The following is an 11,395-nucleotide window of genomic DNA, read 5'->3' on the forward strand; positions in this document are numbered from 1 at the left end:
TTCACGTCGGCGGGGTTTCGCACGTCGGCAGGGCTGCACCGCATCGGCGCGGCCTGCTCGAGAGCCGCGGGAGCCGCTGGTCGCGCTTCGTCGGAGCGCAGCCGGTCATCGGCTCAGAGCGGCCGCCGGCACTCCCGCGCCGGCGCGCCAGCGCCGAAGGGGCCGCAGCGCAGCCGGGCCCACCGCGGGTTCCCGCGTGCGGCTCCCCCGAGGACGGCGAGAAGTGCTGTCCCCGTCAGTCGCCCGAGGCCTCCCAGGAGCGCGCGGAGGACTGCTCCCACGTCCGCACCTCCACCGAGGTTCCGCTGGGCCCCTCCTCCACGGTGACCTGCGCCTGCCGCAGCACCGCGTCGCGGATCGAGGACCGCAGCCGTTCCCGCAGCTCGGTCGGCGCGTGGTCGCCCTGGCACTTGCGGTGCAGCAGCGCCTTGATGTGCTCCTCGATGCCGTAGTGCTCCAGGCAGGAACCGCAGTCGTCCAGGTGGCGCTGCACCGCGGCCCGGCGCTGCTCGTCGCACTCGTCGTCGAGGAAGAGCCAGACTTCGGAGAGCACGTCCTCGCAAGAGGCCTCGTGGGACTCGTGCCCGTTCATGACGTGCTCACCTCCTGTTGCTGCCGGGCCCGCATGAGACCGCGGTCACGGGCCACGTCGGCGAGCATGTCGCGGAGCTGGCGGCGCCCGCGGTGCAGCCGCGACATCACCGTGCCGATCGGAGTGTCCATGATCTCGGCGATCTCCTTGTAGGCGAAGCCTTCCACGTCCGCCAGGTACACGACCATGCGGAACTCCTCGGCGAGCTGCTGCAGCGCGTTCTTCACGTCGCTGTCCGGTAGCCGGTCGAGGGCCTCCACCTCCGCGGACCGCAAGCCCGTCGACGAGTGGTTCTCCGCCTGGGCCAGCTGCCAGTCGGCGATCTCGTCGGTCGGCTGCTGCTGCGGTTGGCGCTGCCGCTTGCGGTAGCCGTTGATGTAGGTGTTGGTGAGGATCCGGTACAACCACGCCTTGAGGTTCGTCCCCCGGGTGAACGTCCGGAAGGCGGAGTACGCCTTGAGGTACGTCTCCTGCACGAGGTCCTCGGCGTCCTGCGCGTTGCGCGTCATCCGCAGAGCGGCGCCGTACAGCTGGTCCAGCAGCGGCATCGCGTCGCGCTCGAACCGCGCGGCGCGTTCCTGATCGCTCTCCTCCTCCGCGGCGGACTCCTGCCCGGAAACCGCCGACCGGGCGTCCTCGGCCCGCGCGGCCGTTCCCGTGGCGTCCCGGGATTCGGTCTCGTTGCCTGAGGTGCTGGGCACCGGGCTCCTTTCCCGTCGCTGCGACGAGCTCGGGGTCGACGATGATCCCATGCACGCGGGCGCATGGTCCGTCTCCCAGGATACCGGGGATCCGGGAGTGCGCACGGAAGACGAGTCGTCGCCCCCGCTGATCCGGTCGGGGCGGTCCAGCACGCAAGTCGAATCGCGTCTCACACCGCGTTCAACGGCCCACCGCGGTTCGCTATTCCGCTCCCGCGCCGGTGTCCTGCGCCACGCCCGAACCGGTGACGCGAAGCTCCGCGCAGCGCACAGCACCGTTCGCACCCCACCGCGCTCTTCCGGATCCGCCGCGATCACCCGGCCTACACTGCCGGGCATGGCAGGCAAGGGCACCCCGGCCACGAAGCTGCTCTCCCAGCGCGGCACCACTCACCGGCTGCACGAGTACGAGCACGACCCGCGCGCCGACTCCTTCGGCCGCGAAGCCGCCGAACGCCTCGGCGTCGCACCCGAGCGGCTGCTCAAAACGCTCATCGCCGACGTGGACGGCACGCTGACCGCCGCGGTGGTGCCGACCGCCGAGCAGCTCGACCTCAAAGCGCTCGCCGCGGCTGCCGGCGGCAAGAAGGCGCGGATGGCCGACGCGGAGGCCGCCGAGCGCGCCACCGGCTACGTGGCCGGCGGCATCTCCCCGCTCGGGCAGCGGAAGCGGCTGCCCGCCGTGGTGCACGCCGGGGCGCTCGAGCACGCGACGGTCCTCTGCAGCGGCGGCCGGCGCGGCCTGCAGATCGAACTCGCCCCGCAGGACCTCGTCGCCCTGCTCGACGCCCGCGTCGCCGACATCACCGGAGCGGGCTAGTCAGTCGATCAACCGGAGGATCCGGGTCAGCCACTCGTCGACCGCGCGCGAGACGGCGGCCACGTCGGCGCGCAGCGCGTGGTCCCCGGGCACGAGCACCACCTCGCGCTCGTGCGTGGGCGGCGGCTGGCCGAACGCGTCGCGCTCGCCCTGCACCACCAGCACCGGCAGGTCCACCTCCGCCAGCTCGGACAGGCGCGACTTCTCCGGCTTGCCCGGCGGGTGCAGCGGGAACGCCAGGCACAGCACCGCCGAGGCCCCGCCCTCCTCGGCGGTGCGGCAGGCCACCCGCGCCCCCGCGGAACGCCCGCCGAAGATCCACGGCAGGTCGCTGAACCGCCGCTTGTCCAGCTCCTCGGCCACCGCCAGCCACGCCGCGTCGAGCTGCCGCGCGGGGGCGGGGGCGCGCCGGCCGGCCACGCGGTAGGGCTGCTCCACCAGCGCCACGTGCACCCCGGCGTCGGTGGCCGTGCGCGTCACCGCCACGAGGTCGGCCGCGTCGACGCCGCCGCCCGCGCCGTGCCCGAGCAGCAGCAGGGCGCGGCCCTCCGAGGCGCAGTGCAGCGTGGCGCGCGCCGGTCCGTGCGGGGTGGTCAGGTCGAGCGTCGTCATGACTCGAACAGCGCGGTCTGCACAGCGGGGTCCGGTTCGGCGGCGGCCGGGTCGAGCAGCCCGGCGTGGTTGTTGCGCATGTTGTTCACCTCGACGGGCGCGGGCTGGACCGTGATGTCCGCCAGCATCTCCGGAACCGGAGCGAGCAGCTCGTCGATCACCGCGCGCTCCGGATCCAACCACTCCGCCCACCGCTGGCGCGGCAGCACCAGGGGCATCCGCGGGTGGATCCCGGCGAACTCCCCCGCGGCGGCGGTGGTGACCACAGCGCAGGTGACCAGGGGATCGCTGCGGTCGGCGACCCGGCGGGCCGTGAACACCGCGGCCATCGCCAGGCTCGCGTCACCGTCCCGCCGCGTGCACAGGAACGGCTGCCGCCGACCGGGCTGCCACTCGTACCAGCCGGTGGCCGGCATGAGGCAGCGCCGCCGCGCCGCCGCCTCGGCGAACGCGGGCTTGCGCGTCAACGTCTCGGCGCGCGCGTTGATCAGCGGTTTGGCGTCCTCGGCGGCCCACTCCGGCAGCAGCCCCCACCGCACCGGCCGCAGACTGCGCTCGGCACCGCGCTGCACCACGATCGGCACCGTCCTGGCAGGTGTCACGTTGCAGTCCGGGCCGAGGTGCGCACCGATCTTGTCCGCGGCCGCGAACTCCGCGGCCAGCGCGGCGGGATCGCGGTGCACGGCGTAGCGACCGCACATCACCGCTCCCTTCGCTTCACCCGGCGTCCGCCGCCCGGACGCGCTCGACGAGTTCGGGGCCATTGTTGCGCACGTTGTTCACCCGGGTGGAGACCGGCCGCAGGACCAGCTCGTCCACGAAGTCCTCCGCCGGAGGCCCCAGCAGGTCGGACACGTCCCGCACCTCAGGGTCGAGCCACTCGCCCCACACCCCGGCCGGCAGCAGGAGCGGCATCCGCTCGTGGATCGACCGCAGCCGCCCCACCGAGCGGGTGGTCAGCACCGAGCACGTCACCAGCGGCGGCGCCTCCTCCGCGGCGGACGGGTCGCGCCACACCGACCAGATTCCGGCCAGGGCCAGCGAGGAACCGTCGCCGGTGGTCATGAAGTACGGCTGCTTGCCCGCGCCGGTGGGCTGCCACTCGTACCAGCCGTCGGCGGGCACCAGGCAGCGGTTGCGGCGGATCGGCGCCCGGAACGCCGGCTTGTCGGTCACCGTCTCCGCCTTCGCGTTGATCATCCGGTTGCCGATCGCCGGATCCTTCGCCCAGTGCGGCACGAGCCCCCAGCGCAGCACGCGGACCTCGCGCTCACCGCTCCCGCCGCCGTCCTGCCGCGGGGGGCGCTCGGCCACGCCGAGCACCTCCTTGGTCGGTGCCACGTTGAAGTCCGCGCCGGGGGCCGCACCGCCGGTGGCGTCCACGGCGGCGAACTCCCGGGCCAACGCGGCCGGGCCCTTCGTCGATGCGTACCTGCCGCACATCGCCCCACCTCCTCGGCGGCGCCCGCCCCGCGCGAACGAGCGCCCTCCCCCAGGCAACAGCACGCGCGGCGCGCGCGCACCCCCACCGCTGCACCTCAGCGCACGAGTACGGAATCATTGCGGGCATGACGCAGCCATGGCCCGCTCCCGTCGCCACCGGCCCGGTGGAGGCCACCGTGCCCGTGCCCGGTTCGAAATCGATCACCAACCGGGCGCTGGTGCTCGCCGCCCTGGGCACCGGACCGTCCACCATCCGCGGACCGCTGCGCAGCCGGGACACCGAACTCATGGCCTCGGCGGTGCGCGCGCTGGGCGCGGCGGTGCGGGACGGCGACGAGGACTCCTGGGTCGTCGAGCCCGACACGCCGCACGGTCCCGCCGACGTGGACTGCGGCCTGGCCGGCACCGTGATGCGCTTCGTGCCCCCGATGGCCGCCCTGGCCAAGGGCGAGATCCGCTTCGACGGCGACCCCCGGGCGCGCGAGCGGCCCCTCGGCCCCATGGTGTCCGCGCTGCGCGCGCTCGGCGCGAACGTGGACGGCGACGCGCTGCCGTTCACCGTGCACGGCACCGGCGGTCTCGCGGGCGGCGCGGTGACCATCGACGCGTCCGCGTCCTCGCAGTTCGTCTCCGGTCTGCTGCTGTCGGCCGCGCGGTTCGGCGAGGGGCTGACCGTCACGCACGCGGGCCCGCCCGTGCCGTCGCTGCCGCACATCGACATGACCGTGGCCATGCTCGCCGAGCGCGGCGTGCACGTGGACACCTCCACCGCGGACGTCTGGCACGTCGCACCGGCGGAGATCGCCGCCGCCGACGTCGCGGTCGAACCGGACCTGTCCAACGCCACCCCGTTCCTGGCCGCCGCGGCCGCCACCGGCGGGAGCGTCACCGTGCCCGGGTGGCCGCAGCGGACCACGCAGGCCGGCGACGCGATCCGCGGCCTGCTCGAGTCGATGGGCTGCCGGGTGCGGCTCGACGAGGCGGGGCTGACGGTGACGGGGCCGCAACAGCTGCAGCCGGCCGACGCGGACCTGCACGACGTCGGCGAGCTCACCCCCACCGTGGCCGCCCTGGCCGCGCTCGCCGACGGACGCTCCCAGCTGCGCGGCATCGCCCACCTCCGCGGGCACGAGACCGACCGGCTCGGCGCCCTCGCGCGCGAGCTGGGCGCGGTCGGCTGCACCGCCGAGCAGACCGAGGACGGACTGGTCATCGACGGCCCGCCGCGCAGCCCCCGCGCGGCCACCTGGCACACCTACGACGACCACCGCATGGCCACCGCCGGGGCGATCCTCGGCCTGCGGCTGCCCGAGGTGGCCATCGACGACATCTCCACCACCCGCAAGACGATGCCGAACTTCCCGGCGCTGTGGTCCGGCATGCTCACCGACGCGCGGGGGAGCGCCTGATGAGCCGCGGTTGGCGCGACCTCGACGAATCCGACGTGCGGGTCAGGCCGAACCGGCGGGGCAGCCGCCCCCGCAGCAAGCAGCGGCCGCGGCACGCCGACGCGGAGAGCGCGATGGTCGTGGCCGTCGACCGCGGGCGCTGGACCTGCGCGCTGCACGGCGACCCGGACCGCACCGTGGTGGCCATGCGCGCGCGGGAGCTCAAACGCACACCCGTCGTCGTCGGGGACCGGGTCAACCTCGTCGGCGACACCTCGGGCGATCCCGGCACGCTCGCCCGGATCGTGCGGGTCGAGGAGCGCAGCAGCGTGCTGCGCCGCACCGCCGACGACACCGACCCGTACGAGCGGGTCGTGGTGGCCAACGCCGAGCAGCTGCTCATCGTCAGCTCGCTGGCCGACCCCCCGCCGCGCGCCGGGTTCGTCGACCGCGCGCTCGTCGCCGCCTACGCCGGGGGGCTCTCCCCGGTGCTGTGCCTGACCAAGGCCGACCTGGCCGACCCCGGCTCGTTCCTCGACGACTACACCGCGCTGGACCTGCGGATCATCGTCACCCGGCTGGACGAGGAGCCGGAGGAGCTGCGCTCCTGCCTGTCCGGAAGCGTCTCCGCCCTCATCGGCCACTCCGGCGTCGGCAAGTCCACCCTGGTCAACCGGGTGGTCCCGGACGCGCAGCGCGCCACGGCCGAGGTCAGCGAAGTCGGCAAGGGCCGGCACACGTCGACCTCGATGGTGGCGCTGCCGCTGCCCGGCAGCGGATGGGTCGTCGACACGCCCGGCATCCGCTCGTTCGGCCTGGCCCACGTCACCGCCGAGGACGTCATCGACGTGTTCGAGGGCTTCGCCGCTGCCGCCGAGGAGTGCTCGCCGCACTGCGACCACATCGACGACCCGGACTGCCACCTCGACGCGTTCGCCGCCGAGGAGGAGCGCGGCGACCAGCTGGCCTCCCTGCGCCGCCTGCTGCGCTCCCGCGCGGGCCAGGAGACCTGACCGGCCTCGCCACCCCTCCGCGGTGGCCGGCGCCTCCCCAACGGGCCGGGCGAGCGGAGGGCTCCGCCGGGCGCGTCCGACCCGGGTGAAATTCGCCGAAACGACACGCACCTCCCCGTCCGGTGACTACGCTCCCCCGCGTAGCCATTCCACCGAAGGAAGGACGGATCGTGCGTCGTACGACGATGACCCTCTCCGCGGTCACCCTGACCGCTGCCGTGCTGAGCGCCTGCGGCTCCCCCGCCGGTGACTCCTCGTCCGGCGACTCCGGCGGGCAGAACTCCAGCGGTGGCGCGTTCGACAGCGTCACGTCCCTCGTCGACGCGTCGACGCAGAGCATGAACGGCAAGGACACCGCGCGCATGGCGATCGACATCGCCGGCGGCCCGCAGGGCGGGCAGCACCTCGACTGCCAGGTCGACCTGGGCAAGCAGGACGTCGCCTGCGGCGGCGACCAGGAATTGGTCAGCACCGGCGACGCCGTCTACGTGAAGGTCCCGCAGATGGCCGAGCTCGGCGGCGAGTCCGGCAAGCCCTGGATGAAGACCGACATCTCCGGCATGCCCCAGCAGCAGGGATCCGACGTGTCCAAGTTCCAGGACCTGCAGAGCATGCTGCCGCCCGGCACCGAGATCGCGAACACGAGCGAGGAGCAGGTCGACGGGCAGCAGGCCACCAAGTACGAGACGGTGACCGACGTGCGCAAGGCCGTGCAGGAAGCTCCCGAGCAGCAGAAGAAGATCCTGCAGCCGGTTGCCGACGCCGGTGTCGACCAGCTGCGGCAGACCGTGTGGGTCGGCGAGGACGACCTGCCGATCCGGGTGAAGAGCGTCGTGCCGCCCATGCAGATCATGGGCCAGCAGGTCCCCGAGACCACCACGACCGTGAACTACAGCGAGTGGGGCGAGCCGGTGGACATCACCGTCCCGCCGGCCGACCAGGTCCAGGAGATGCCCGGCATGGGCGGCAACACGCCGCAGATGCCGAACTGACCCGGCACCCGGCCGGCGCAGCAGCGGATCCGCGCGGAACCCCGGCCGGGGTTCCGCGCGGACGGTTCACATGAGCTCGAGCAGGAACGGGACCTCCTGGGGCGCGTACCAGGCGAGCTCGTGGTCCTCGGCCTCGCCGAGCTGGAACTCCGCGTCCACATCGCCGAGATCGGCCGCGTCCACGACGGACGCGGCCGCCCGCACCGCCTCCTCGGCCTCGCCGGTGTCCACGTGCACCGCGGCCACCTGCGTCCACTCGAGAGCCGAGGAGACCTTCACCACCGCGTGGTCCAGGTCGGGCCGCGGTGTCACGTCGTCCACGTCGGCCGAGAGCACCACGCGCCGCGGGTGCTCGTGGTCCTCCTCGGAGCTGTCCGACTCGTTGGTGGCCAGCAGGCGCAGCGACGCGCGCGCGGCCTCGCGCAGCGCGGCGTACTCCAACTCCTCGGTGTCCCCGCTGGCGTAGGCCTCGCGCAGCGCGGCGGTCAGCGCGAACGCGTTGCCGCCCAGCGGGAACAGCTGGCGCTCGTCGACGAGGCGCCGCAACAGGGACAGCGTCGCCGGCACGTACACCCTCATCCGGCGACCGTCCCGCGCATCTCGTCCACGGCCTCAGTGAGCATCGTCGCCACCACCTCCACATCGGACATCGCGTTGCGGTCCGCGTTGAGCCCGAAGAACACGTCGCCGCGATAGGACGTCACGCCGATCGACAGCGACTGGTTCTTGGCCAGCGGTACCACTGGGAACATCTCCCGCATCGTCGCGCCCGCCACCGACCGCGCGGCCTGCGGCCCCGGCACGTTGGTGACGAGCACGTTGAACAGGCGATCCGAGAACCCGTTGGCCACCCTAGCGCCCAGCGCGTGCAGCGTGGGCGGGGCGAACCCGGACAGGGTCACCAGCGCGTCCGCCGCCACCGACTGGCCCGAGTCCACGTGCCTGCGCAGCACGTGGCTGATCTGGTGCAGCCGCACCGCCGGGTTCGGCTCCCCCACGGGCAGGTCCACCAGGTACGGAGCGACGGAATCCGGCCCGCTCTCCGCGCCGAACCGGACGGACATCGGCACCATCGCCCGCAGGCTCGCGCCCGAGCCGACGAGCTCGCCGCGGGAGAGCAACCAGTTCCGCAGGGCGCTGGTCACCACGGCCAGCACCACGTCGTTGACGGTCGTGCCGTGCTCGGTGCGGACGGCGCGCAGCTCGTCGAGCCCCGCACGCGCCACGGCGAAGCGGCGCTGCGGCGAAGTCGGCGCGTTCAACGGCCGGTTCGGCGCGGGCACCGCGGCGGACCACGCCGCCGAGCCGATCCCGCCGAGGACGCGGCGGAACTTGCCCGCCGTCGCGTTCAGATCGGCCGCCGTGGCGCGCAGGTTCTCCACGACCGCACCCGGGCGCTGCACCGCCTCCACCCCGGCGTCCGCGAGCAGGCCGACCGGCCCGGGAGCCGGCCGGGGCGCCCACATCTCCGAGCCGCCCTGCGCCGTGTCGTCGAGCAGCACCTGAGTCGGGTCGATCGCGCCGACACCGTCGACCAGCGCCTGGTGCGCCTTGGTGACCACGGCGACCCGGTCACCGGCCAACCCCTCCACCACGTACATCTCCCACAGGGGACGCGTGTGGTCGAGCTGCCGCGACATGAGCCGGGCGACGAGGTCGTGCAACTGCTCCTCGTCACCCGGACGCGGCAACGCCGAACGCCGCACGTGGTAGGTGAGGTCGAAGTCCTCGTCGTCGATCCACACCGGCCGCGCCAACCGGCCGGGCACGTGCCGGACCCGCTGCCGGTAGCGCGGCACCGCGTTGAGCCGCCGGTCGATCAGCTCCAGCACGGTGTCGTAGTCCAGCCCCGGCGCTTCGAACACCGTCACACCACCCAGGTGCATCGGCGTGGTGCGCTCCTCCAGGTAGAGGAACGACGCGTCGAGAGCGGTCAACCGTTCGGACATGCCCGTGATCCTGGCACACCGCCGGGCGCGCCCGGACCCGCTGCGGGGGCTCGCCGGGGGTCCGGGCGAACCGGGCGGCACCGGGTTGCACACTGGTCGAGTGAGCACGACACCGGCACCCAAGGACCGCTTCGTCACCGTCTACGGCCGCAAACCCGTCCTCGAAGCGCTCGGCGACCTGGACGTGCGCGTGGACAAGGTCGTCCTCGCCGAAGGGATGCAGGGTCGCGTGGTCGAGGAGATCAAGGAGGCCGCCGCGGACCGCGCCGTCAAGGTGCAGCGCGCGAGCGCGCAGCGGGTGAAGGTGCTCGCGGGCAACGGCAGGCACGACCAGGGAGTCGTCGCGGACGTCGTGGCGCGCGGCATGCGGCGCCTCACCGACGTCCTCGAGGACCCGGCCCGCGCCCCGCGCAGCGTCTTCCTGCTCGACGGGCTGACGACGCCGGCGAACGTGGGGATGGTCCTGCGGACCGCGACCGCAGCGGGCATCGACGGGATCGTCGTGCCGCACCGCGGCACCGCGCGCATCGACCCCCTCGTGGTGAAGGCCTCGGCGGGGGTGGCCTTCCACGCCCCCGTGCTGCGCACGGAAACAGCTGGGGAGGCGGCGGAGCTGCTCAGCGAGGCCGGCTACCCGCTGTACGCGCTGGCCGCTGACGGCGAGGAGGACATCTTCGAGGCCGAGTTCGGCAACCGCGCCGCGTTCATCCTCGGCAGCGAGACCGCAGGGCTCTCGGAGGACGTGCGCGCGTACGTGGCCGGCACGCTCCGGATTCCGATGCGCGAGGCGGTGGAATCGCTCAACGTCGCCAGCGCGGCGTCCGTGCTCGCCTTCGAAATGCTCCGCCGCACCCGGTGACGCACTGGCCTGGTGGTGGCACTTCCCGAGCGCGGCCCGCGGTCGTGACCGTCACGCGCGCCGACGCCGGCAGGATCGGCGCCTGACCCGGTCCCGACCCGGCGAGACCCGCCGTCGGTCGGTGTGCACCGTTGGCCGGTGCCGCAGCAGGTGCTGCGGCACCGGCCCCGGCCCGCCGCAGCCGGCCACTCGCCGAACCGTTCGGGACTGCCGAACGCTGCCGCGGTGACCCACCGCCGGGCCAGTGCGAGCTCAGCAGTCCGGAATACCGCGCTGCCCTGGCAGGGGCAGCCAGGGCGGAGGAGGCACGAACACCACCATGCGATGCTCGCCAGCTCCGGAACTGGACCACCGTGCGGCTGCGCCCCGCACGCGCCGCCCGCCAGCCGAAACACGGCGACCACCCGACCACTCGGGCCGGCACACGCGGGAAGGGTCCCGCCAGGCACGCGGGGAGATGGCCGAGCCCGCCCCCGCACCGCCGGCACCCCCCACACACACAAAAGGGGTGCGGACGCGACCCCCACCCCAGGAGGCACACCCACACCCCACACGGCCGGCACAGACCCCCACACACACAAAAAAAAGGGGTGGGGCCGGAACCCTCACCCCGCACGGGAGAACCCCCTGGTTCCCCCGGGCGGACGGGCTCAACAACCCCACCCCTCTTTTCGTGTTGTGTCGGCGGCGCCTTACTCTCCCACACCCCACCGAGTGCAGTACCATCAGCGCAGGGAGACTTCGCTACCGGGTTCGGAATGGGACCGGGCCTACCCCTCCCGCCATAGCCACCGACAACCCCACACCCCACCACCCGTGGTGGTGGGGACGATGCTTGAGAAGCCGATCAGCAGGTGTGAACACCCCACGCATCACCCCACCCAACAGCCCACACAACGGGGAGTTGGTAAGTCACTCGGCTGATTAGTACTCGTCCACTCACAAACACATTACTGCGCTTCCATGCCAAGCCTATCCACCCAGTCATCTCCTGGGAGCCTTAACCCACATGGGGAGGGAGACCTC

General features: G+C 73.3%; 12 protein-coding genes and 2 rRNA genes. 5 read left to right on the forward strand and 9 right to left on the reverse strand.

Annotation, left to right across the window (positions count from 1 at the left end; translation table 11 throughout):
• Positions 1 to 235: 235 nt before the first annotated feature.
• A complete protein-coding gene (gene rsrA / locus ACYVJE_RS09715) occupies positions 236 to 592 on the reverse strand; it encodes a mycothiol system anti-sigma-R factor (protein WP_461144205.1) in 357 nt (118 codons plus the stop codon).
• Positions 589 to 1,293 carry a sigma-70 family RNA polymerase sigma factor gene (locus ACYVJE_RS09720; protein WP_459157140.1) on the reverse strand — a complete coding sequence of 235 codons (705 nt, stop codon included), beginning with the start codon at positions 1,291 to 1,293 and terminating at the stop codon, positions 589 to 591. The genes rsrA and ACYVJE_RS09720 overlap by 4 nt, the downstream gene beginning before the upstream one ends.
• 337 nt (positions 1,294 to 1,630) lie before the next feature.
• Between ACYVJE_RS09720 and ybaK the strand changes: the two genes are divergently transcribed.
• A complete protein-coding gene (gene ybaK / locus ACYVJE_RS09725; RefSeq protein ID WP_461144206.1) occupies positions 1,631 to 2,113 on the forward strand; it encodes a Cys-tRNA(Pro) deacylase in 483 nt (160 codons plus the stop codon).
• Here the strand turns inward: ybaK and ACYVJE_RS09730 are convergent, their stop codons facing one another.
• From ACYVJE_RS09730 to ACYVJE_RS09740, 3 genes are read right to left on the reverse strand one after another with little or no spacing between them, the layout of a single operon-like run.
• Entirely contained in the window at positions 2,114 to 2,725 is a 612-nt protein-coding gene (locus ACYVJE_RS09730; RefSeq protein ID WP_459157142.1) for an alpha/beta hydrolase family protein, read from the reverse strand.
• Positions 2,722 to 3,426: an SOS response-associated peptidase gene (locus ACYVJE_RS09735; protein WP_461144207.1), complete on the reverse strand. Its 705-nt coding sequence runs from the start codon at positions 3,424 to 3,426 to the stop codon at positions 2,722 to 2,724. The genes ACYVJE_RS09730 and ACYVJE_RS09735 overlap by 4 nt, the downstream gene beginning before the upstream one ends.
• A 16-nt stretch (positions 3,427 to 3,442) precedes the next feature.
• On the reverse strand, positions 3,443 to 4,168 hold the full coding sequence (locus tag ACYVJE_RS09740; RefSeq protein ID WP_461144208.1) for an SOS response-associated peptidase: 726 nt from the start codon (positions 4,166 to 4,168) through the stop codon (positions 3,443 to 3,445).
• A 125-nt stretch (positions 4,169 to 4,293) separates the two neighbouring features.
• Between ACYVJE_RS09740 and aroA the strand changes: the two genes are divergently transcribed.
• The 3 genes from aroA to ACYVJE_RS09755 all read left to right on the forward strand — a co-directional run bounded on the left by aroA (position 4,294) and on the right by ACYVJE_RS09755 (position 7,561).
• On the forward strand, positions 4,294 to 5,577 hold the full coding sequence (gene aroA, locus ACYVJE_RS09745) for a 3-phosphoshikimate 1-carboxyvinyltransferase (protein WP_461144209.1): 1,284 nt from the start codon (positions 4,294 to 4,296) through the stop codon (positions 5,575 to 5,577).
• On the forward strand, positions 5,574 to 6,569 hold the full coding sequence (rsgA, locus tag ACYVJE_RS09750) for a ribosome small subunit-dependent GTPase A (RefSeq protein ID WP_461144221.1): 996 nt from the start codon (positions 5,574 to 5,576) through the stop codon (positions 6,567 to 6,569). Before aroA ends, rsgA begins: the two co-directional genes overlap by 4 nt.
• A gap of 170 nt (positions 6,570 to 6,739) precedes the next feature.
• Positions 6,740 to 7,561 (forward strand): hypothetical protein, encoded by an 822-nt coding sequence (locus ACYVJE_RS09755; protein WP_461144210.1) that lies wholly within the window; start codon positions 6,740 to 6,742, stop codon positions 7,559 to 7,561.
• 66 nt (positions 7,562 to 7,627) lie between these two features.
• Here the strand turns inward: ACYVJE_RS09755 and ACYVJE_RS09760 are convergent, their stop codons facing one another.
• A complete protein-coding gene (locus ACYVJE_RS09760) occupies positions 7,628 to 8,140 on the reverse strand; it encodes a DUF6912 family protein (RefSeq protein WP_459157147.1) in 513 nt (170 codons plus the stop codon).
• Positions 8,137 to 9,510 (reverse strand): WS/DGAT/MGAT family O-acyltransferase, encoded by a 1,374-nt coding sequence (locus tag ACYVJE_RS09765; RefSeq protein WP_461144211.1) that lies wholly within the window; start codon positions 9,508 to 9,510, stop codon positions 8,137 to 8,139. Before ACYVJE_RS09765 ends, ACYVJE_RS09760 begins: the two co-directional genes overlap by 4 nt.
• Before the next feature lie 100 nt (positions 9,511 to 9,610).
• Here ACYVJE_RS09765 and ACYVJE_RS09770 point away from each other — a divergent pair, with 100 nt between their 5' ends.
• Positions 9,611 to 10,369 (forward strand): TrmH family RNA methyltransferase, encoded by a 759-nt coding sequence (locus tag ACYVJE_RS09770; RefSeq protein ID WP_461144212.1) that lies wholly within the window; start codon positions 9,611 to 9,613, stop codon positions 10,367 to 10,369.
• A 679-nt stretch (positions 10,370 to 11,048) separates the two neighbouring features.
• Here ACYVJE_RS09770 and rrf read toward each other — a convergent pair.
• Positions 11,049 to 11,165: ribosomal RNA gene (rrf, locus tag ACYVJE_RS09775) — 5S ribosomal RNA — on the reverse strand.
• A 107-nt stretch (positions 11,166 to 11,272) separates the two neighbouring features.
• Positions 11,273 to 11,395: ribosomal RNA gene (locus ACYVJE_RS09780) — 23S ribosomal RNA — on the reverse strand; the annotation flags it as partial.

The sequence above is a fragment of the Salinifilum aidingensis genome (assembly GCF_054782015.1).

Excerpts from the sequence above, each read along its gene's own strand:
- rsrA (WP_461144205.1), bottom strand. The coding sequence starts at position 592 with ATGAACGGGCACGAGTCCCACGAGGCCTCTTGCGAGGACGTGCTCTCC.
- ybaK (WP_461144206.1), top strand. The coding sequence starts at position 1,631 with ATGGCAGGCAAGGGCACCCCGGCCACGAAGCTGCTCTCCCAGCGCGGC.
- ACYVJE_RS09730 (WP_459157142.1), bottom strand. The coding sequence starts at position 2,725 with ATGACGACGCTCGACCTGACCACCCCGCACGGACCGGCGCGCGCCACG.
- ACYVJE_RS09735 (WP_461144207.1), bottom strand. The coding sequence starts at position 3,426 with ATGTGCGGTCGCTACGCCGTGCACCGCGATCCCGCCGCGCTGGCCGCG.
- ACYVJE_RS09740 (WP_461144208.1), bottom strand. The coding sequence starts at position 4,168 with ATGTGCGGCAGGTACGCATCGACGAAGGGCCCGGCCGCGTTGGCCCGG.
- aroA (WP_461144209.1), top strand. The coding sequence starts at position 4,294 with ATGACGCAGCCATGGCCCGCTCCCGTCGCCACCGGCCCGGTGGAGGCC.
- ACYVJE_RS09760 (WP_459157147.1), bottom strand. The coding sequence starts at position 8,140 with ATGAGGGTGTACGTGCCGGCGACGCTGTCCCTGTTGCGGCGCCTCGTC.
- ACYVJE_RS09765 (WP_461144211.1), bottom strand. The coding sequence starts at position 9,510 with ATGTCCGAACGGTTGACCGCTCTCGACGCGTCGTTCCTCTACCTGGAG.